Genomic DNA, 20,888 nt, shown 5'->3' with positions numbered 1-20,888 from the left:
ATCGACGCTAGAGCGGCGAGCTTGCTGTCTGCCACGCTTTTGCTCGGATTTGCTTCGGGCATGCCTGGACCGTTGACCGACCGTCCCGCGACAAGCCACGATGACGATGTTCGAGCAAATACACGCATCATGAGATCAAGGATGGTCGCCATGCGTTTACGATGCCTCGGTGTCGGTAGTCAAAACGGCACGTGCCCAACGCTTTTCGCTTCCGACATGGGGACGTATGTCATCCAGGGGTGGCGTATCGGGCCGGACGGCTCGGTGATCGAGATCCCCCATATGCTGCTGGGTTTCCTGGAGCAGGGGACCTGCCTCGGTGCCGAGCTGACGGATACCGGACGCGGAACCTTCACCCTCAGCGGCACCCCGGTGACCGATCTGGAAGCCTTGCAGCAGATGAACCTCCCCGACCATGAAACCGCCATCGAGGTGCCAATAGGAAAGGAAATCCGGCCCGTATGAAGCTGATCCAGGGCGAGGAATTCGTCGACCTCTTCCGCGCTGGTGCCTGGAAGCGGGCCTTTCACCTGGAAACCCAGGACGAGTACCTCATCGCTGACGAGCATGAACCGTTCCGCAAGTTTCTGGCCGGAGAGCCCGACGACTACGAGTGGTGCCGTTCCTGGGATACCCTGATCAACGAGGTGACGTCAACCGGCAAGCAGGTTCATCGCGTCCGGCTGGTCAGTATTCCGCATGTGGACTACACCCGGTTCGGCCTGACGATCGCCCCGCTGAACATCCAAGCGGGCGAGGAGATCAAGTGGCTGCCGCGCCCCCTGATCGACTCCACCGAGCTGGCCGGCGACGACTACTGGCTGTTTGATGACCGCCTGGTCGTCTTCGTCACCTTCAAAGAAGATGGTGACTTCGGCGGGTTCGCCGTCACCGAGGATCCGGTGATCGCGGCTCACTGCGTCGCCATTCGTGACAAAGTGTGGGGCCTCGGTGTCCCGCACGCTGACTACGTGGAGAGCGACTTCGCTGCTGCCAAGTGACCAGCTCCAGCGTTCGTGATGCCAGAGAGGCGTTAGGCGCCCGTCTTCGGGAGCTGCGCAAAGACGCGGGCCTCTCTGGCGTCCAGCTGGCCGAGCTGACGGGGTGGCACTCCTCGAAGATATCCAAGATCGAGAGCGGCAAGCAGGCACCGTCCGAGGCTGACATCCGGATCTGGTGCCGCCACTGCAAGGCCAAGCCGCAGGTGCCCGATCTGATCGCCACGCTGCGCAACGTTGAAGCGGCCTATGTCGAATGGAAACGAATCGCCGGCATACGGCGCAAGCAGCAGCAACTTCACGGACTGGAAGCCGAGACGCGGCTGACCCGCTGGTTCGAGCCGGTCATCATGCCGGGCCTGCTCCAAACCAAGGAGTACATGCGGGCGATGCTCGGCAAGGTGTCAGCCTTCTATAGCCACGATGAACCGGTCGACGAGGGTATCGCTGCCCGGATCGAACGGCAGCAGGTTCTCCGTCACGGCAACCACCGGTTCAATTTCGTTCTGGCCGAACAGGTGTTGTACACCACGGTCGGATCTGACGACATCATGATCGGCCAGCTGGATCACCTCCTGAGCGTGATGCGCCTGCCAAATGTGGTGGTAAGCGTCATCCCGACCATGTCTGATTACCAGGTGCCGACGACGAACTTCGTCATCTTCGACCGCAGGGTCGCCCACGTCGAAACGATCTCGGCTGAACTGACCATCACCCAACCGCGGGAACTGGTGCTCTATGAGCAGGTATTCCAAACGCTCCTTGGGCAGGCGGTGATCGGTGAAGCCGCTCGGGTACTAATCGGTCAAGCAATGGGGCGGCGGCAACCACGATCCGCTAGTGGCGGAACGTAATTCACCGCCTCAGCGCGCCGCCAACATCCCCAGGAACTCCCGTACTTCCGGCACTTTGGCATGCGGCCGGACCGCCGTGGCGACGGTGTCCAGCTTCTGATGAACCCGTGTCGACCCGATCTGACTGATCGCGTCGTAGTGGTCGGTCAAAACCTGGCAGCCCTCGGCAATGTCTCCGGCCTGCACCAGGTTGCGGCCAAGCTGCACCTGCCACTCTGCTTGTTCCCGCGGCCAAGCCGCCGATCCGTCGATCGCCGCCCGGATCTGTTCCGACGCAGCCGTACATTCGCCGAGGTACATATGCATGATCCCGGTCATGCCGCTCAGCAAGGCATCTGGCAGATAGACCCATTCCGGATCGAACCCGCGAGTAGATTCATACGCCCGGTAGGCCCGGCTGAGTGCATCCGTCACGGCCGATTTGTTGCCGCTCGGATCTTGCATCCCCAGCGCATCTGCTTCACGAATCGCCATGAGCGAACGCAGCTTTGGGCCACCGTGACTCATCGCCGCCCGCGAAGCTGTTTGAGCATATTGCACCGCTTGCCGTGTGCCTGCCGGGGTGCCGCCATTCCATTCGGTCAGCAAGGAACTCGCGTTGCCCAGGGCATGCGCCACCGCGATGCCATCACCGGCCGCGGTGGCGGCTTGAGCGGCATCGGCATAGAAGCGACGCGCATCGTCCAGTCGTCCGGCGTCGTAGTGGACCCAACCTGCGGCGGTCATCATCTCAGCCGTGGCAGTGGTCAAGGCCCGGCCCACTTCGTCGGTGTAGGTGCCGTTGTCCAGCAGCTGCCCGACGTAGCGCACTTCATTGGCTGCTACCCGGCACAGCCGGTCGCCGCCTACGAGCAGGTCCAGTTCGTGAATCTGGTTCACCGTCGCGTTGATCTCGGCGACGTCGCTGGCACCGATGCGGACGCCGCCCGCTGCTGACGGGGTGCTTGCCCCTGCCTGCTGAGCCGCTGCCGAACTGATTGCCGCGCCAGCACCGACGGCACCAGTTCGTAGGAAATTGCGACGGTTCACATCCGCCTCCTCGTCAGACTCCACTACCAGTATGGCAAGTGGAACGTGGAGCGCCTTGGCTACTCGGCGTAGTACCCGCACGTCGTGCACTGCGGCACCGCCATGTTCAAGCTGAGAAATGGCGGGCTGGGTATAGCCGAGAATGGCTCCCAGTTCGGCTTGGGTCATGCCGAGCGACTTGCGGATACGGCGGATGACCTCGCCCGTTTTCATGTGCATCCCGCTCTCTCATGAACGTGCATCTGCAAGAACGAATCGGATATCCGGACCCCTTGCCCGGCAACGCTTTTCGCCCCCGAAAGCACTTTATACGGTTTCAGTTATTTTTCAGAAGGTTCGGCTATTTGCGCCGGTCAACGGCCCAAACGGCGGCTTACGGTCGGGACCGGTACCCGGTACCGGGGTGACGCCTTTACCCCTCGGAAGGCGTACCGGCCCCTGGACGGCCTGGGGTTTGGTAGCAAACGCCCCCGGTACCGGGTACCACCGCCTCGGCCTCACCGGTCGAGAAGCCCCGAACCGGAAGAGATCCGCTATGCATTCGCTCGCCATCCACCAGCTGAACGTGCTCATCGAACAGGAAGATCACCAGGCGCCGACAGAACCGTTCAGCTCCGGTGAAGCCCACCAGATCATGCGATTCCACGTCGCCTGCCGGGCGTGGCGCTGCCCGAGAAAAGCTGCCGCACTCCAGGTTCTCGTCGAAGCCGGCCGCACCGTTCCCTCCAACACCAAACCGCGGTGATCCCTCCTTCGCCTACCGAGCAACCAACCCGAAGGGACACCGACCGCCATGACTCAGCACGGCTCAGGCCGCGATGCTGATGGTACTGGGGCTGCGCCAATCCTTGAACCATCGAGGTACGGGAGGTCGGCAGATGCCGAAACATGAACTTCCACAGCGAATCCCGATCATCGGACCACCAGCCCCCTACACGGGCGCAACCGTCGATGTGGTCGAACTCTTCGCCGACGCGCTACGCGAATGGAGCACCGCCGAGCAACCCGGCACCGACCACCACGACCAGGGGGTCTAAAACTCGTGGAGCACACAGCATTTGGTGACACACCCGCATCACGCTGCGTCTACTACCGGCAGGTGCGCGACCTTCCCGCGACCATCGACCCGCCGCACTTGGGTCGGATCATCGTGCGCGCCGACTTCGTTTGGGCGCTGATGATGCCGCTCCCGCTCGGGCAAGCGGTGAAGGCGCGCATGCAACGCGAAGACCGCGATGTCGGTCCGATCCTGTCGCATCCGCGGTCGTCTCGGTGGACATATTTGGTACGGCCGGACCTGCCCGATGACAACAGTCTTTTCGCGGAAATGTTCCGGCTCAACGTCTCGGTGGTCCGTACCGGCGGCACCATCGCATTGCCGAGCCCCGCCGATCAACGCGTGCAGTTCCGGCGCTGGATCGAACCACCCCGTTGCACGTTCCGCCCTTCCGGTCTCGTCGTAGTCGACGCCATCCGCGCTTGCGCCGGTTCGGGCCGGTCTCCTTGCGACTGCCCGTCGAGCGTAGTCATAGGGCGGTCGAATGCGCCTGGGCGACGACCATTCGAATACGTTCGACAGATCCCGGCCCCGGGGCTCGACACGGCAGGAGCTAGCTGGACGCGGCGCTAGCCCGGAGCCGTTGCTGAAGGTTGCCGATCGGCGGGCCGGTCGTTGATACGCCGGTCGCGGCGGAGTGGGGTAGGGCTCGAGGTGGTGAGACTGCTATATCGGTTGGGGGAGACTTCCGATGGCACCACAAATTCCGGGAATGCCGACGCCGCCACTGGATGACTCTGGACAGGCTCCGCACGGTTCGCAACCGCGGTACAGCCGCGCCGACGACATCAGAGCTGGGGCGGTGGACTGCATCCGGTCGACGCGTTCCTGGATCTGGTCGTCGAATACTGCGGCAAAGTGCGTTGACGGACAACCATTTCCAACCACCGGCCGCAGGTGCTGGACAAGTTCGCGGCCGATCCCGGTGTGCAACTGGGCTTTTCGGATGCCGGTGCACACCTGCGCAATATGGCCTTCTACAACCTGCGGTTCCTACGCTTCACCGTCGACAATCGCTACTTCGTCTGGCGCTCCGGCGTCGGCATCACCGCGGCCGGAAACATCGTCTACGCCATGGGCCCTTCGGCGTCCGTGCGCACACTCGCCGAACTGCTGAACCGTGCGGGCGCGGTGCGGGCGATGGAGCTCGACGTCAACACCGAGTGGGTCTCGTTCATGACCTACGACAGCATCCGCGACCCCATCAACCCGCCCGCCACCAAGCTTCTCCCCGAATTGCGTCAAACCGGGGGACGCTACGTCAACACCGACGAACGCGACTTGGTCGCCGTCTACAGTCGTTAACCTTGCACGAATTCGTAGGCGTAGAACACCAGACCGTCACCCATCTTTCGTGTGTTGACCAGGTGCAGCGGCTTCTTGTCGCTGATCTCGTCGAAGAAACGCAGGCCGGATCCCAGCACGACCGGGAAAACTACCATCCGCAGTTCGTCGAGCAGGTTGTGTTCTATCAGTGTGCGCGCGAGCTGATAGCTGGCGTAGATCAGGATTTCCCCGTCCACTTTCCGCTTCAGCTCCGAAACCTCCTTCACCACCTCACCGCCCAGGACCGTGACGTTGCCCCAACGCGGATCTTCCAGAGTCGACGACACGACGTACTTGGGCATGCTTCTCACCCTGTTCGCCCACTCGGGGCTCACACGGCCCTCCGCCAAATTGCGCTCTGTCATCCGGTCTGCGAACCACTCATTGGTACGCCCGCCCAGCAGCAGCACCTCGGCATCGAGGGCTTCCTGCGTCTCGCGGGCGGTCCAATCTTGCAGGTCCCCGGCCCCGACGAACTGGTGGAACCAGCCGCCCCGCTCGAAGCCCTCCGCGCCGTCCGGGTCTTGGACCACTCCATCGAGTGTCACATTCGAGGTGAGGATGATCTTTCCCATTTCCGTGCTCCTTTGACAATGTTGTCGGCTGTCACGGGTATGGACGCCGCGGCGTCGGAAAAGGGGGCGCTGCGCGACCGCCCCGTTCGCGCCCTGGCCGGCGTCCATACAGGATGGAACTGCACACAAGGAATGAGGTGGCGGGAGTGGAGTTGGCGCGAACGGACCTGATGTCGAGGGCACAGGCCGGCGACGGCGAGGCATTCCGAGCGCTGACCGAGCCACACCGTCGCGAGCTACAGGTGCACTGCTACCGGATGCTCGGATCGTTTTCCGATGCCGAGGACGCTCTCCAGGACACGATGCTCGCCGCTTGGCGAGGTCTCGAACGATTCGACGGGCGCGCCTCACTTCGCACCTGGCTCTACCGCATCGCCACCAACCGGTGCCTCGACGCGCTGCGCTCCGCTCGCCGACGCCCTGCAAAGCAGTGGGACATCCCGGGAATCGAACCACCGGAACCCACCGGACTCGGCGAAATCCACTGGCTCGAGCCCTATCCCGACGCCCTTCTGGACGGTGCGATCAGTGTGCCGCTCGGTCCGGAGGCGCGCTACGAGCAAACCGAATCCATTTCCCTGGCCTTTGTGACCGCCCTGCAGATCTTGCCGCCGCGCCAGCTCGCCGTCCTCATCCTGCGCGACGTCCTCGGATTCCACGCGAACGAAGTAGCCGACATGCTGGACACGACCGTCGAATCGGTCAAAAGCGCCCTCAAACGCGCGCGGGCAGGAATGCAGCGCCGACTGCCGGTAACTGAGCAGCCAACTGCCGACGACTCACCTGCCGAGGACGCGATCGTGGCGAAGTTCGTCACCGCCTATGAATCCGCCGACATCGACGCGTTGGTGGCTCTGCTTACCGACGACGTGTTCATGTCGATGCCACCGATGCCACTGGAATACCAGGGCCGAGACATCGTGGCCCGCTTCTTCGCACCCATTTTCGGCTCGGGACAGAGATTCGAACTGGTGCCGACACGAGCCAACGGTCAGCCGGCGTTCGGGGTCTACTCACACACCCCCACCGGCAACCACGGATCCGGCCTCTTCGTCCTCACCCTCGCCGGCGACCGAATCGGCGCCATGACCGTCTTCGAAAACACTGTCCTCCCCAAATTCGGCCTGCCGCAATCCCTCCCGAGTGCACAGTAGATCGCCTTCGAGTCCTTTGTGGACTCAGAGTTGGATTCGTTGATGGAGCGGATCGGTTCCCGTTTCGCCAGGTCGGAGCCGCGTTCTCGGGTGCGGGACTATGTGTCGGGGCTGGTCGCAGACCTGGAGCGCAAGAACGGGTGGACGTTGGCCGGGATCGTTGATCCGCAGTGCCCACACTCCCACTGCTACCGGGGTGCGGTACGACACGAGGGCATGCGGCTGTGAGCGCAGGTGGAACCGGAGATCGAGACGATTGCAGGGGCGAGTGCTGGCGCGGTGGTCTGCATCCGGTGGACACGTTCTTGGACCTGATCGTCGAATACGGCGGCAAAGTAGATCCGCCCCGCCATACCGACCGGCCACTCGGCGATTCGCGTCGCCGTCCGATCCGCGCTACCTTATCTGTTACTGGCGAACACAGGTGTTCGCTTATCCACTCGCAAGGAGGCGATGTGGCGATATTTGCGCACCAGGGTCGGAATGTGGTCTACGACCGGGTCGGCAGCGGGCCACCCATCGTGCTGCTGCACAATGCGGGCACCCAGCGTCATATCTGGGACGATCAGGTCGGCGAATTGCGGCATCACTACGAGGTTTTCGCACTCGACCTGCCCGGTTACGGTGAATCCGACCAGCCGGCCGACGGCTACCGGCTCGCGGACTATGTGCGGATGCTCGAGGCCTTCCTCGCCGCGCAGGATCTCAACGATGTCGTGCTGATCGGCAACTGCCTCGGGGCCGCCACCTCGTTGCGGTATGCGATGGCGCATCCGGACAACGTCCGGGCTCTGGTGCTGTGCAACCCGCTGACCTGGCATACCGTCCGCGCCGGACGCCAAGCCGGACTGGCCTGGGTCGATGCCAGGCTCCCGCTCGCACCGGTGGCGCGCAGGCTGGCGCTGCCCGATGCGGTCGTCTCCCGAATCATTGCCGACCAGTTGGGTGCGGACGGGCGGCGCCGGAATCTGCACCGCTCGCCGCGGCTGAGGGCATACTGGGGCGATAAGGGGCGGCTGCAGGCGCTGCACGGGCTGGTGCAGGACTTCCCGACCTATGCCGAACTCGATGTGTTCACTCCCGGCCCCGGGTTCCCGCCGATCTGCACCATCTGGGGTCAGCAGAACCGCATCCTGTCGGCGCGGGCGGGCGCTCAACTCGACGAGACGCTGCGGACGCACACCCGGATCCAGCTAACCGAATGCGGACATCTGCCGATGGTCGAGGAGCCGCAGACCGTGACGAATGCCATCACCACCTTCCTCGCCGCCAAGGAGGTGCGGCAGTACCGATCAGAGAAACACCAGGTCAAACCCTGATTCCAGGGTGTTGATATGGTTGTTTGGCGAAGCGAAGCGCGGGAAACCGAACCTCAAACACCGAGGAAAGGGACGTCATGTTGCTACGCCGATTTGCCCGTCCACTGCTGGCGACCGCATTCGTCGCCGATGGTGTCGACGCACTCGCCCACCCCGAGCAGCGCACCAAGGCCGCCGCGGGGCTGGTACAGCAGGGCCAGCAATCACTGCCCGATAATTTCGCCGCCAAACTGCCCTCGGATCCGGGGACGGCCGTCAAGATCAATGCGATCGCCCAGGTCTCGGCCGGTGCGTTGCTGGCGCTCGGCAAAATGCCGCGGCTGGCCTCGCTCACCCTGGCCGCGACGGTGATTCCCGCAACGGTCACCGAACAGGACTTCTGGGCGGAGAAGGATCCGGATCGCAGGCTGGCCAAGCGCAACGCCTTTCTCAAGGATGTGAGTCTGCTCGGCGGGTTGATGATCGCCAGCGCGGATACCGGAGGCAAACCCTCGCTCGGCTGGCGTGGCCGCCGGGCCGCGAGCAATGCCAGCGCGGCGGTCTCGGCCGCCTTGCCGTTCGCGGCGGCGGATTCGCAGACCGGTGAGGCGCTGCGTCAACATGCGCACGACACCGCCGTGCGCGCCAGGGAACTCGGCGATGTCGCCGCGGCGAAGGTTGCCGCGGTCGCGCAGGAGCGAGGCTCCGAAATCGCCGATATGGTCAAAGAGTACGGCCCCGAATGGGCCGAGCTCGCCAAGGAACGCCGCGCGAAGCTGGCCGAGAAGGCTGCTGAACTCGCCGAGATCGCCAAGGAACGCGGGCCCGAAATCGCCTCGGTCGCACGCGAACGCGGCACGCTACTGGCCGAGATCGCCCAACATCGCGGGGCCGAACTCGCCGAAAAGGCTCAGCACCGCGGGGCCGAACTCGCCGAAAAGGCCCAGCACCGCGGGGCCGAACTCGCTGAACTCGCCAAAGAGCGTGGGCCCGAATTGGCTTCGACCGCGCGTACGCGCGGCGCCGGGCTGTCGGCGAAGGCGCAGAAGCGTGGTGCGCGCCTAGCCGCGAAGGCCGAGCGCCGGGCTCAGAAGGCGCAGCCTGGGATCGATAGGGCCCTGCGCCGTCTCGACAAAGCCCAGGAGCGGATGGCGCTGGCACAGGAGCGGATTGCGCAGGCCAGGGCACGCGTCGAGGGGCGGCGCCACTGATCTGCGCCGGGCGCGATCGCCGGAACTACACCGGGGCCGCACATCCCGGCGTGGTGTCCGCGAGTGCCGCGGCCAGGGAACCGACGCGGCGGAACGTCGTGGACAACCCGGTGATCTCGATGACGCGGTCGACACAGCGCACGGTGGTGATCAACACCATTCGGCGATCGGCCTTTTCGGCCGCCGCCTGGGCCTCGATCAGGGCCGTGAGCCCGGCGGCGGCGAAAAAGGTGACCGGTGAGAGATCGACGACCATGGTCGATTCCTGAGAATCGAAGGCGCGCAATAGCTTATCCCGCAGCTGTGGCGCGGTGCACAGATCGACTTCGCCAGTGACGACCACCAGCGCCACATCGCAGCGTGGGTGGCTCACCGAGAACTGGATGATCCGAGCTCCGGGCGCGGTCGAAATATCGACGCACTCACCGTGTTCCGGTCTGTCACGGTCAGCGGGTCGCCCTGCCGGATAAGCGAAGTGGGTGGACATACGCGGGCTCCTGCGGTCCGGGTGCAGACCTGGTCACATCAGTGAAGCAGGGTCCGCCGGGTCTGTACAGAGACGGCGCGTGCCGCGATTCCCGGGAACCGGACCGCCGTATCGAACGACCAAGTGATCATGCAACACACAGCACTGGCAGCACGTCGGCGTGCGGCCAATGGCGACCGCGCCGGACGCATCGAGAGCTCGACCCCGCCTGTGAAACGTGCCGCTGTGCTGGCCATGGCCATCGGCGCCATTGCCGTCACCGGATGTTCGACCACGGTCACCGAATCCGCGACCACCGCACCCGCCGCGACCGAGGGCATCACCAAATATCCGATCACCATCGAGAACTGTGGTAAGAGCTACACCTTCACCGAGGCACCGAAGCGAGTCGCGGTGATGAACGGCGGCTCCATCGGCGAGGTCTCATCTCTGGTCGCCCTCGGCGTCGGCGACCGCATCATCGCTAACGCCCAGTCCTACGGCACCTCCGACGTGCCCGGCCGCGCCGCCGCCATTGCGGCACTCCCGACCGGCGGCATCACCCCGAACAACCTGCAGGACATCCCCCGCGAGGCCATGCTCGCCCAGCGATCCGATCTCGTCATCTCCACCGGGGGTGGCGGCTTCTCGGCCGATCAGGGCTTCGCCACCCGCGCGGAGCTGTCCGATGCGGGCGCCAATACCTATGTGCCCCGGGCGAACTGCGGTATGACCGGTGCGGTCACCGGCACACCGACCATCGAGGACAGCTACGCCATGCTGCGCGACTTCGGGACGATCTTCGACGTACCCGGCCGAGCCGAACAGCTCATCAACGATATCGCGGGCAAGATCACCGAGACCGCCGCACGGGTCGCCGGACAGCCCGAGAAGAATGTGCTGCTCATCTTCCCGGGTATGGATATGGGCGGTACGGGCGACTTCTCGGCCATTGCGGCGGGCGGCATCTGGAACGACATCATCGAGCGGGCCGGTGCGGTGAACCCGTTCAACCGCACGGACGGCACGACTTTCGTGACGATCAGCAAGGAGCAGCTCGCCGTCACTCCGATCGACGGCCTGATCGTGGTCAACTACCGCAATTCCGATATCGACGGGACGGCAAAGCGGATCCTGGAACAGTTCCCGCAGTGGAATGCGAGCAAGACAACCAACTACACGGTGCTTTCGGACTCGATCTACCTCGGCCCGAGCAATGACATCGCGGTGGCGAAGATCGCCAGGCTCGTTCACCCCGAACAGTTCTGACCGATGCGCACCCTTCCACAACAGCGACTGCTGGCCACCACACCCCTGCCCGTCGCGATCGCCGTCGCAGTGGCAATCCTGTGCGCGGTAATGCTGGTTTCCATCGGCGCGGGATCGGTCACCGTGTCGATCGCCGATACCGGCCGGGTCATCTTCGCCCATTTATCGGGTAGGACACCGGATGTCGGATTCACCGTCGACCAGATCGTCTGGAACTATCGGCTGCCCCGGGTCATCCTGGCCGCGCTGTGCGGCTGCGGGCTCGCGGTCTCCGGCGTGATTCTGCAAGCGCTGGTGAACAATCCGCTCGCCGACCCCTATGTGCTCGGCCTGTCTTCCGGCGCCTCGTTCGGTGCGGTGACGGTGATCGTCACCGCCGGTGCGGCACTCGGCGGTATCGGTGTATCCGGCGCGGCCTTCCTCGGGGCCATCGGTACTGCCGCAGTGGTTTTCGCACTCGGACAGCGGCGCGGCACACTGGCCCCCACCCGCCTCGTACTGGCCGGTGTCGCCGTCGGATATCTGCTGCTGGCGGCGACCAACTACCTGCAACTGCGCGCCACCCCGAATGAGCTGCGCGCGGTGATGTTCTGGACCATGGGCAGTGTGTCCGGTGCGAGCTGGTCGCGACTCGGCCCGGTCACGCTCGTGGTTCTCGTTGTCGTCGCGATCGTGCTCGCCTTCGGCCGACGCCTCGATGTGCTCGGCACCGGTGATGAGCAGGCCACCGCACTGGGCGTCGACGTCCGCACCACCCGCATGGTCCTGCTCGTACTCGCCTCCCTGCTGACCGGCGTACTGATCGCGGTGGCGGGCGGAATCGGCTTCGTCGGCTTGATGGTTCCGCATCTGGTGCGCCTGACATTCGGCATGGACCACCGCCGGGTACTGCCACTGGCGGCACTGCTCGGCGCGGCGTATCTGGTTGCGGTGGACCTGCTTTCGCGCACCGTCGACGCGCCCAACGAACTCCCGCTCGGCATCTTCACTGCCGCCTTCGGCGCACCCTTCTTCCTCTGGCTGCTGCGCCGCGACGGAGGCATCGCATGAGCGGGCCACCGTTCCATAAATCGGGCAGCTCGGTTGAGCCACGTGATGCCCGCACCGCCGAGCTATCGGTTGTCGGGGTGAGCGTGGCGATCGGGGGTGCGCGGGTATTGGATGCGGTGATGTTGCAGGCCCCGCCCGGGTCGGTGGTGGGCGTGGTCGGGCCGAATGGCAGCGGTAAGACGACGCTGCTGCGCACGATCTACCGGTCGTTGCGGCCGGATCGGGGCATGGTGCTGATCGACGGCGCGGATATCACCGGCATGTCCGTGCGGGCAGCGGCTCGGACCACCGCCGCGGTCCTGCAGAACGGGGCCGGATCACCCGAGCTCACCGTCGCGGAAATGGTCGGCCTCGGCCGCAATCCACATCATGCGCTCTTCAGCCGCGATACCGCCGCCGATCACGCGGCCGTCGAAAAGGCCATGGCGCGAACGGGTGTCACCGCGTACGCCGATCGGCCGATCGGCACCCTGTCCGGCGGCCAGCGCCAGCGCGTGCTGCTGGCCAGGGCGCTGGCACAGCATCCGCGGCTGCTCGTCCTCGACGAGTTGACCAACCATCTCGACGTGCGCGCCCGATTCGAACTGCTCGACCTGGTTCGTTCGACCGGGATCACCACACTCGCGGTGCTGCACGAACTCGACCTTGCGGTCCGGTGTTGTGATCGTTTGGTCGTGCTCGATCACGGCAGGGTCGTCGCGGCGGGGACGGTACTCGAGGTAATGACGCCCGAGCTGCTGCGCACTGTCTTCGGCGTCAATGCGCGGGCCGAGCAACATGACGACGGCATCGTCCGATTGCATTACGCCGCACAGCCTTTGGCCTCCGAGTAGTGCCGGTTCGGGGGCTGCACTGCCGGTCGGGCTCCGCACTCGATCGAGCACCGACGCGGGGTATGCAAGTGCGGCCCCTCGAAGGTGGGACTCGCGCCGAGAGGTGAGCGCAGAGAAACCGAGTGTTACGCGCCGGACGGAACAGCACGCCAAAGAACTGCCCGCCGGGTCAGCCGTTGGCGCGGCGCTTGCCGCCGAGGCGGGTGGCCGCGACGAGATCTTCGCGCGCACGCACCACCTGGGGCCGCACCGTGCCCACCGGACATCCGCATACCGCCGCCGCCTCGGCATGGGACAACCCCAGCACCTGCGTCAGCACCAATGCCTCGCGCCGATCGTCGGAAAGATCCGCGAGCAGCAACTTCAGCTCCACGATGTCGGCGAGCCCGTAGGCCCGGCTGCGCCGCCATCAGGTACAACCCGCGGGAACTTTGTAGTGCACCGATCCGACAATGTGGACGTGGAGTGCAAGGTATGCCGGACCGCGCTATCGGCGCGGATCGATGGCGAACGCGAAACCGTGCCCGCGGCGCGCGTGGACGAACACCTGGAACAGTGCCCGGAGTGCTGTTCCTGGTACGCCGCCGCCGTGGCGATCTCGCGCCTGCTGCGCGGCGGTTCGGGCTACGCGCCCGATCTCACCGACGCCATCTTCGCCGCCGCCGACCTGGAGCGCCCGCGCGGATCGCGCTGGCGCACTGCATTGTCCGGAGTTGGCTGGTCCGAATGGACCCGGCTGCTGCTGGGCCTGCTCGGTATCGTGCAGTGCGCACTGGCGATCGGCCAGTTCGCCGGATTCGACTTCGGCATGACCCACCACCACGGCGCCGAGCTGACCCGGCATCTGATGAACGAGTCCACCGCGTGGAGTCTGGCGATCGGTATCGGATTCATGTACTGCGCGGTGCGGCCGCACGCAACCTCGGGCGTGCTGCCGGTGCTCGGCGTACTGGTCGCGACGCTCACCGCATTCGTCATCGGTGATCTGTATTCCGGAGTGGTGACGGTCTCTCGGGTGCTCTCGCACGGCATCCTGGTCGCCGCGTTGGTGCTGGTCGTGGTGGTACATCGCACCCGCCGACCGGAGACCGCACCGCCGACCCGCACGAGCAATCCGGTGCCCGCCGAACTCGTCCTGCCACCCGGCGCCCGATTCGGCCGCCGCACCGGCCATCTGCGCTCGACCCAGCATCGCTCGACCCAAGACCCCGCCGCCTGACCGAACGGAACCAAATGGACACAGCATCGCGCAGCGATTCGATAATGGGTGGCGGTCGGGCGGCGGGTGGGCCTACAGCATTGACCGAGCGCGGTCGCGCGACGGACAAGCCCGACCTCGCCACCGCGGCGCAACGCACCACCGTTCGCATCTCGCTCGCGGTTTCCGGCATGACCTGTGCCGCCTGCGCGAATCGGGTGGAGCGCAAACTCAACAGGGTCGACGGCGTGCTGGCATCGGTGAACTACGCGACCGGCATCGCCACCGTCGATGCCGCCGAGGATATTTCGGCCGAACAGCTCTGCGCCGCGGTGGTCGCGGTGGGCTACGGCGCGCAGCCGATCACCGAGGGCACCGGCCCGATCTCCGCGGCCCCCGAGGAGGCCGCGGTCCGAGATCTGTTCCGCCGCTTGGTCGTCGCGCTGCTACTGTTCTTCCCCCTCGCCGATCTTTCGGTCATGTTCGCCATGGTGCCAGCGGCCAGGATCACCGGCTGGCAGGTCATTCTGACCGTGCTCGCACTGCCGGTGGTGGTGTGGGCGGCCGCGCCACTGCACCGAAAGGCGCTGGCGGGGGCGAAGAATTTCACCGCGAGCATGGACACCCTGGTATCGGTCGGTGTGACGACCGCGACGCTGTGGTCGCTGGACACCATGTTCCTGCACGCGGACCGGACCGCAACTCCCGATGGCGTATGGGACGCGTTCTGGTCCGGTGATTCGATCTATCTCGAAGCCGCCGCTGGCGTGACCACCTTCGTGCTCGCCGGACGGTATTTCGAGGCCAAGGCCAAGCGGTCGGCGGGCAGCGCGCTGCGGGCGCTCGCCGCGCTGGGCGCCCGTGAGGTCACCGTGCTGACCCGTGACAATCGCGAAATGCGTGTCCCCATCGGCGAACTGGTCGAGGGACAGCGCTTCGTGGTGCGGCCCGGCGAGACCATCGCGACCGACGGCCTGGTGGTCTCGGGTGCGTCGAGCGTCGATGCCAGTGCCATGACCGGCGAATCCATACCGGTCGATGTGACCGAGGGGATGGCGGTGATCGGCGGCACCACCGCACTCACCGGTCGCCTGATCGTGGAGGCCGCCGCGGTGGGCGCGGATACCAAGCTGTCCGGCATGATCCGACTGGTCGAGCAGGCGCAGACCGGGAAGGCGCGCATGCAGCGCATCGCCGACCGGGTCTCGGCGGTATTCGTTCCATTCGTGTTCGCCGTGTCGGCTGGCACCTTCCTCACCTGGTGGCTGCTCGGTTCCGGTATCGACCGGGCCGCCGCGGCCGCCTTGGCGGTGCTGGTGATCGCGTGCCCGTGCGCGCTGGGGCTGGCGATTCCGACCGCGCTGATGGTGGCCTCCGGACGCGGTGCGCAACTGGGCATATTCATCAAGGGACATCAGGCGCTCGAGGCCACCCGCGATGTGGATACGGTGGTGCTGGACAAGACCGGAACGGTCACCAATGGGGTCATGAGCGTCGTCGCGGTGACCGTAACCGACACGCTGACCGAAGCCGAGGTGCTGCGGCTGGCCGGTGCGGTGGAGGCGGCCTCCGAACACGCCGTTGCCGCGGCCATCACCCGGCACGCCACCGCAGCTTGGAACGAACTGCCGCAGGTCGAATCCTTCACGGCGCTACCGGGATTGGGCGCACGTGGCATCGTCGCGGGCCGCGAGGTCATAGTCGGGCGCCTGCGCCTGCTGCACGCTCGCGGTATCGATGTGCCGCGACCGCTGAGTCGCGCTGTGCGCCAAGAGGAACGTTCCGGACGCACCGTGGTGCTCGTCGCGGTCGACGGTGCGGCCAGCGCGGTGATCGCGGTCGCCGATACCGTCAAGGATTCCGCCGCCGACGCCATCGCCCGACTGCATGCGCTCGGCCTGCGCGTCATGATGTTCACCGGTGACAATGCCTATGCCGCCCAGTCGGTCGCGGATGAGGTCGGCATCGATGAGGTTGTCGCCGAACTGCTTCCGGAGGGCAAGGTCGAACTCATCGCCCGCATGCAGGAGCAGGGCCGCCGCATCGTGATGGTCGGCGACGGCATCAATGACGGGGCGGCGCTGGCCACCGCCGACCTCGGCATGGCGATCGGGGCGGGCACCGATGTCGCGATCGCGGCCGCCGATGTGATCCTGGTGCGTGACGATCTCGGGGCGGTCGCCGATGCCATCGAACTGGCGCACGCCACCCTGCGCACCATCAAGGGAAATCTGGTGTGGGCCTTCGGCTATAACGTGATCGCCATTCCGGTGGCCGTGCTCGGGTTCCTCAACCCGTTGATCGCCGGTGCGGCCATGGCGTTCTCGTCGTTCTTCGTGGTCTCCAATAGCCTGCGACTGCGTCGCGTTCGGCTCGTACGCTGAGTCAGCGGCGCGATCGCGCCAACTTCTCCAGCATCGCGTTATAGGCGGCGAGTTCGGAATCCCCGTACTCGTCGTCCTTGCGGTCGGTGCGCACCGCGGTGCGGCGATCCTGTGCCACCCATTGGGTCAGCAGTGCGCCGACCACGAGCAGGATCGGGATTTCACCGGAGACCCAGGCAATGCCGCCGCCGACCCGCTGATCGGCCATCGGGTCCAGATGCCATGGCAGTTCCAGTTGTTGATAGAACCGCTCGCCGATAATGGTGTTCATCGACATCACCGCGACACCGAAGAAGGCGTGAAAGGGCATGATGGCGAACAGCATGCCGAGCCGGCCCAGATGCGGCAGGCGGCGCGGGCCGGGATCAATGCCGATGATCGCCCAGTAGAACAGATAGCCGATGATCAGGAAGTGCACGTTCATCAGCACGTGCCCCCAGTGATAGCGGATCAGGTTCGCGAACAACGGCGTGAAATACAGGCCGTAGAGGGAGAGCACGAAGGCCGTGATCGCGGTGCCGGGATGGGCCAGCATCGCGGTCGGGCGCGAATGCAGGATCCACAGCACCCATTCGCGCACACCGGGAACCGTATCCTTCGGGGCCGCGGGCACGGTGCGCAGCAGCAGGGTCACCGGTGCGCCGAGCACCAGCAGCACCGGCACGAACATATTCAGGGCCATATGCGTGATCATGTGCATGCTGAACATGGCGTAGCCGTAGGTGCCGATGCCCGATGATGTCGAAATCAGCAGGGCCGCACAGCCGCTGGTCCACGACAGCGTGCGCCATGGCGACCAGGTATCGCCGCGCCGCCGCAGTCGCAGCACACCCGCAAAGTACAACCCGATGCCAGCCAACGCGGCGCTGCCGAGGACGATATCGAAGCGCCACATGGTCATCAGCCGCCAGAGGTCGGCCCGGCCCGACAGATCGAAACCGAGGAAGACCTCCTGTGCCGTGAACGACCGATCGGCGAAGGCCGGGGCGGGTTGTACCGCCATCGCTACCAATGCGGCCGTCGCCAACACCGACAGCGCACCGGAACCGGCGATCAGCTGTCGCGTACGAGGCGACGAATCCGGTTCGACCGCAAGCTTTCTCAATATCAGTCCGATGCCGATGGCCGCTGCGACCACCACCAGCGCGAGCCGCCCATAGCCGGTATCGAACAACGCCGACCACGGCAACAGGATCGCACCGAGCACCAGACCGCTCGCGGAGGCCGCGGCCAGACACAACAGGCCGATGCGTGCGTAGCGTCGAACCGCGGTCGCTACCTGGGAACCCGCACGGCCCAGCTGCGCCGCGACACACCAGGCCGCGCCCGGCAGCACCGAGACCGCCAGCTGGAAGATGATCATCGCGCCGGTCCCGAAGTCGTGATCTGGTCCCTCACCCGCATTGCCGACCAGCGCGGGCGGCAGCACCGCCAGTAGCGCGAGCACTGTCGGTATCACAAGACCGGTCCAGGCCAAGGTCAGCCGCGTCACCAGCGCGACGACACCGGCCAGCACCGCGACCACGATCCAGGCCTTGGGCTTCTCACTCGCATCGATCAGCGCGCCGATCGCACCCCGCTCCAGTGCGGTGCTCATCGACAGTCCGCCCACATCGGCCGCGCTGACCGGAATCAAGATCAGGGCCGCGACCAGCCACACCAGACTCGCCCGCTCGGCCACCCGGACCCCGGCATATCCGTCCACATCGACGCGTCCACGCGCGGTGACCACGGTGCAGCACAGCGCATAGATCAGCGCGCCGACGGTGACCGCGCCCGCCAGCGCCGCCACCACCCGCAGCGCGACATAGATCAGGACATCGGGGAAGCCCGGATATGCGAGCCCGGCCCGGCGGTAGGGCATATCTCCGGCCGCGATGACGGAGATGAGGACGACGGCACCGGCGGCAACCGCCGCAATCAGCCAGATGAAGTGGTCGGGCGAGCGCTTCACCTGCACGTTTTTCCACCAATCCGGGCAACCGAAGATGTGTGACGGGCAGCGGATGTGCCAGCCCTCGCACATAAGTCGACTGTGGCCCGGTGCTGGTTCCCGGGCCGCAGGCGGTGCGACGAGCGTCACATGGTGGATCGCTCAGGCAAGTCGAAGGTGACCGCGACCGGGGCGTTGATCGGATTCCGGATCGTCGACGTCGGTGGCGAACGCACCGGATTCGTCGATACCCCAGCCTATTTCAGTTCCTTGGAAAATCTACAGACACAGGACCCAGGTCACCGATCCCAGCCAGATGGGGAAGCATATGGCAATCGACCCCTGGGTAGGCGTTACCGGAGCTGGAGCCTCGGTCGCGGAGGCGGTGGGAGCCACAATGGAGCCAACGCCAAGGGATAGTGCGATTGCAGTTGCGGCAATGGAACTTGCGATCTTGGTGTGCATCTTCTTGCCTTCTCACTTGAACCTTGCACCGAATTGGTGCTCGAGCACGAAACGCGAGAAAGAAGCGTTTCATCCAATTATGATTTGCCTTGCAACTATCATCTCTGCGATTCACGTAGTCTACTAGGGACTTTCGGCCCCCTTCGGACTGTCGAGAAGTTGGGGGATGACCGGGTTTTCCGGTCGATATCCGCTCTAATTCGAGGACCGAGAACAGACGAATACCCGGTTATGTCCTTTTTATTCTGATCTCCGGTCCATATTTCCCTGTCGCGGCATCATCAAAACTTGGCGAATCGCTCAGGCGAAGTCGAAGGTGACAACGACCGGAGCGTGATCGGATTCCGGATATTTGACGTCGGTAGCGAATGCACCGGATTCGTCGTGCAGCAGCTCGTTGTGGATCTCCGCGCCGCGGTAGTGGGCCAGCAGATTGCGGGTGACCAGGATATGGTCGAGCATCTGCCCCTTGCCCTGGTGGAACAGCGAGTACCGCGCGGATTCGGGGATGGTGTTCTCCAGCGGCACCAGCACCCGTCCTGCCAGCGCGCCATTGCCGGTGTCCTCGACATCGCCGCGAATGGCCACCAGGGGCACCTCCTCGGCGGTGGCATTGAAGTCGCCGCCGACCACGATGCGCGCGTTCGGGTCCTGGTCCAGGATCTGATCGACCAGCCGCCGGACCTCCAGCGCCTGGCTCATCCGCTTCATCGAGGAGATGAACGAACCCTCGGCGGCCGCGCCCGCACTGCGCCAGGTGAAGGTATTGAGCTTCTGCCCGGGAATATCGGTGGGCAGTTTCGACTTCAGATGCACCACGATCACATGCAGGGGTGCGCCGTCGACGTTCAGCTCCACATGCAGAATCGGCCGCTCGACTCGAATTGCTTGCGGCGCGACGGCGGGTGGATCCGCGGTCAGCATCTGATAGATCGGCGCGGCGACGAGCGTATTGAGCAATTGCGTATGCCCGGTCACCGTCAGCGAGGTGACCAGCACCAGATTGCGCTGATCGAATACTTCTCCATTGGCGGTTTGCGTCGAAACAATATTTGCCCCAGCCAATTTCGTGCCGGACAGCAGTTCGGCCAGTGCGAGTAGCGCCCGTGGCTGGCCGGGCCGTTCCTGTCCGTGCACCTCTTGCAGACATAAGATATCGGCCCGCAACCGCTCGAGCTGCGGTCGCATTACCGCGATCCGATCCGCCAATGACGGCGTGCTCGCATTCGGCACCGTCTCGTCGAAATTCTCCACATTGAATGTGGCGATACGTAGGGTGGTCATGACACACCGATCCACTATCAGGCCCCGACCGACTTATCGATTACGACCCGATTCTCACTCGGCCGACACCCGAACTCCTGCGTACCGACTACTCGAATTCCCCGATCAATGCGGCTATCGGGGTGCGTGTTATGGCCCGTAGCGCGCTGGCTACGGTTCCGCCCGAGGAGCTTCGGCCTCGGCTTCGGTGTGTTCGGCGACCGCCGCGGCATGTTTGGCGCCCGAGCCCCAGCCGACATGCAATTCCGAGCGCATGCGATCGACCATATGCGGGTAGTGCAATTCAAAAGCGGGTCGCTCGGAACGGATCCGCGGCAGCTCGTAGAAGTTGTGCCGCGGCGGCGGGCAGGTGGTGGCCCACTCCAACGAGTTGCCGTAACCCCACGGATCGTCGACCGTCACCACTTCGCCGTAGCGGTAGCTCTTGAAGACGTTCCAGATGAACGGCAGCATCGACGCGCCGAGGATGAAGGCGCCGATCGTGGAAATGGTATTCAGCGTGGT

19 protein-coding genes and 3 pseudogenes are annotated in these 20,888 nt (G+C 65.0%); 15 read left to right on the top strand and 7 right to left on the bottom strand.

What is annotated here, in order from left to right; genetic code table 11:
* The first annotated feature begins 216 nt into the window (after window positions 1-216).
* From ABZW16_RS19480 to ABZW16_RS19470, 3 genes are read left to right on the top strand one after another with little or no spacing between them, the layout of a single operon-like run.
* Complete coding sequence (locus ABZW16_RS19480; protein WP_354957318.1) at window positions 217-465, top strand: hypothetical protein; 249 nt, start codon at window positions 217-219, stop codon at window positions 463-465.
* The gene (locus ABZW16_RS19475) at window positions 462-1,001 is read left to right on the top strand and encodes a DUF6879 family protein (RefSeq protein WP_354957317.1); all 540 of its coding nucleotides are present in this window, start codon (window positions 462-464) and stop codon (window positions 999-1,001) included. Before ABZW16_RS19480 ends, ABZW16_RS19475 begins: the two co-directional genes overlap by 4 nt.
* Window positions 998-1,852, top strand: a complete 855-nt coding sequence (locus tag ABZW16_RS19470; protein WP_354957316.1) for a helix-turn-helix transcriptional regulator — start codon at window positions 998-1,000, stop codon at window positions 1,850-1,852. The genes ABZW16_RS19475 and ABZW16_RS19470 overlap by 4 nt, the downstream gene beginning before the upstream one ends.
* Before the next feature lie 9 nt (window positions 1,853-1,861).
* On the opposite strand, the gene ABZW16_RS19465 is transcribed toward ABZW16_RS19470, so the two are convergent.
* A complete protein-coding gene (locus ABZW16_RS19465) occupies window positions 1,862-3,094 on the bottom strand; it encodes a helix-turn-helix transcriptional regulator (RefSeq protein ID WP_354957315.1) in 1,233 nt (410 codons plus the stop codon).
* A 322-nt stretch (window positions 3,095-3,416) separates the two neighbouring features.
* Here ABZW16_RS19465 and ABZW16_RS19460 point away from each other — a divergent pair, with 322 nt between their 5' ends.
* The 3 genes and pseudogenes from ABZW16_RS19460 to ABZW16_RS19450 form a co-directional block, all read left to right on the top strand.
* Window positions 3,417-3,626: a hypothetical protein gene (locus ABZW16_RS19460; protein ID WP_354957314.1), complete on the top strand. Its 210-nt coding sequence runs from the start codon at window positions 3,417-3,419 to the stop codon at window positions 3,624-3,626.
* A 133-nt stretch (window positions 3,627-3,759) separates the two neighbouring features.
* A complete protein-coding gene (locus tag ABZW16_RS19455; protein ID WP_354957313.1) occupies window positions 3,760-3,918 on the top strand; it encodes a hypothetical protein in 159 nt (52 codons plus the stop codon).
* Between the two features lie 821 nt (window positions 3,919-4,739).
* Window positions 4,740-4,937, top strand: a pseudogene (locus tag ABZW16_RS19450) (hypothetical protein); the annotation flags it as partial.
* A gap of 302 nt (window positions 4,938-5,239) precedes the next feature.
* Here the strand turns inward: ABZW16_RS19450 and ABZW16_RS19445 are convergent.
* Window positions 5,240-5,839 carry a dihydrofolate reductase family protein gene (locus tag ABZW16_RS19445; RefSeq protein WP_354957312.1) on the bottom strand — a complete coding sequence of 200 codons (600 nt, stop codon included), beginning with the start codon at window positions 5,837-5,839 and terminating at the stop codon, window positions 5,240-5,242.
* Between the two features lie 152 nt (window positions 5,840-5,991).
* Between ABZW16_RS19445 and ABZW16_RS19440 the strand changes: the two genes are divergently transcribed.
* The 4 genes from ABZW16_RS19440 to ABZW16_RS19425 all read left to right on the top strand — a co-directional run bounded on the left by ABZW16_RS19440 (window position 5,992) and on the right by ABZW16_RS19425 (window position 9,502).
* Entirely contained in the window at window positions 5,992-6,993 is a 1,002-nt protein-coding gene (locus tag ABZW16_RS19440) for a sigma-70 family RNA polymerase sigma factor (protein WP_354957347.1), read from the top strand.
* Window positions 6,994-7,035: 42 nt separating this feature from the next.
* Complete coding sequence (locus ABZW16_RS19435) at window positions 7,036-7,221, top strand: hypothetical protein (protein WP_354957351.1); 186 nt, start codon at window positions 7,036-7,038, stop codon at window positions 7,219-7,221.
* A 227-nt stretch (window positions 7,222-7,448) separates the two neighbouring features.
* Complete coding sequence (locus ABZW16_RS19430) at window positions 7,449-8,312, top strand: alpha/beta hydrolase (RefSeq protein ID WP_354957311.1); 864 nt, start codon at window positions 7,449-7,451, stop codon at window positions 8,310-8,312.
* Between the two features lie 77 nt (window positions 8,313-8,389).
* Window positions 8,390-9,502 (top strand): DoxX family membrane protein, encoded by a 1,113-nt coding sequence (locus tag ABZW16_RS19425; protein ID WP_354957310.1) that lies wholly within the window; start codon window positions 8,390-8,392, stop codon window positions 9,500-9,502.
* Window positions 9,503-9,527: 25 nt separating this feature from the next.
* On the opposite strand, the gene ABZW16_RS19420 is transcribed toward ABZW16_RS19425, so the two are convergent.
* Complete coding sequence (locus ABZW16_RS19420) at window positions 9,528-9,989, bottom strand: STAS domain-containing protein (protein ID WP_354957309.1); 462 nt, start codon at window positions 9,987-9,989, stop codon at window positions 9,528-9,530.
* Window positions 9,990-10,118: 129 nt separating this feature from the next.
* Between ABZW16_RS19420 and ABZW16_RS19415 the strand changes: the two genes are divergently transcribed.
* The 3 genes from ABZW16_RS19415 to ABZW16_RS19405 are packed head-to-tail and all read left to right on the top strand — an operon-like array spanning window position 10,119 to window position 13,120.
* On the top strand, window positions 10,119-11,237 hold the full coding sequence (locus ABZW16_RS19415; RefSeq protein ID WP_354957308.1) for an ABC transporter substrate-binding protein: 1,119 nt from the start codon (window positions 10,119-10,121) through the stop codon (window positions 11,235-11,237).
* A 3-nt stretch (window positions 11,238-11,240) separates the two neighbouring features.
* Window positions 11,241-12,287 (top strand): iron ABC transporter permease, encoded by a 1,047-nt coding sequence (locus ABZW16_RS19410; protein WP_354957307.1) that lies wholly within the window; start codon window positions 11,241-11,243, stop codon window positions 12,285-12,287.
* Window positions 12,284-13,120, top strand: coding sequence for an ABC transporter ATP-binding protein (locus tag ABZW16_RS19405; RefSeq protein ID WP_354957306.1), 837 nt, complete (start codon window positions 12,284-12,286; stop codon window positions 13,118-13,120). The genes ABZW16_RS19410 and ABZW16_RS19405 overlap by 4 nt, the downstream gene beginning before the upstream one ends.
* A 169-nt stretch (window positions 13,121-13,289) precedes the next feature.
* Here ABZW16_RS19405 and ABZW16_RS19400 read toward each other — a convergent pair.
* A pseudogene (locus tag ABZW16_RS19400) lies at window positions 13,290-13,499 on the bottom strand (sigma factor-like helix-turn-helix DNA-binding protein); the annotation flags it as partial.
* Window positions 13,500-13,580: 81 nt separating this feature from the next.
* Between ABZW16_RS19400 and ABZW16_RS19395 the strand changes: the two are divergent.
* Both ABZW16_RS19395 and ABZW16_RS19390 read left to right on the top strand, forming a co-directional pair.
* Entirely contained in the window at window positions 13,581-14,339 is a 759-nt protein-coding gene (locus ABZW16_RS19395) for a zf-HC2 domain-containing protein (protein ID WP_354957304.1), read from the top strand.
* A 14-nt stretch (window positions 14,340-14,353) separates the two neighbouring features.
* Window positions 14,354-16,702: a heavy metal translocating P-type ATPase gene (locus tag ABZW16_RS19390; protein ID WP_354957303.1), complete on the top strand. Its 2,349-nt coding sequence runs from the start codon at window positions 14,354-14,356 to the stop codon at window positions 16,700-16,702.
* A 1-nt stretch (window position 16,703) separates the two neighbouring features.
* Here the strand turns inward: ABZW16_RS19390 and ABZW16_RS19385 are convergent, their stop codons facing one another.
* From ABZW16_RS19385 to ABZW16_RS19375, 3 genes and pseudogenes are all read right to left on the bottom strand, one after another.
* Window positions 16,704-18,662 carry a cytochrome c oxidase assembly protein gene (locus tag ABZW16_RS19385; RefSeq protein ID WP_354957302.1) on the bottom strand — a complete coding sequence of 653 codons (1,959 nt, stop codon included), beginning with the start codon at window positions 18,660-18,662 and terminating at the stop codon, window positions 16,704-16,706.
* A 738-nt stretch (window positions 18,663-19,400) separates the two neighbouring features.
* Window positions 19,401-20,384 (bottom strand): endonuclease/exonuclease/phosphatase family protein, encoded by a 984-nt coding sequence (locus ABZW16_RS19380; protein ID WP_354957301.1) that lies wholly within the window; start codon window positions 20,382-20,384, stop codon window positions 19,401-19,403.
* A gap of 150 nt (window positions 20,385-20,534) precedes the next feature.
* Window positions 20,535-20,888, bottom strand: a pseudogene (locus ABZW16_RS19375) (cytochrome ubiquinol oxidase subunit I); the annotation flags it as partial.

Origin of the sequence: Nocardia sp. NPDC004604 (assembly GCF_040609795.1) — a bacterium.
Classification (GTDB): domain Bacteria; phylum Actinomycetota; class Actinomycetes; order Mycobacteriales; family Mycobacteriaceae; genus Nocardia.
This window is presented reverse-complemented; position numbering and strand designations above follow the sequence as displayed.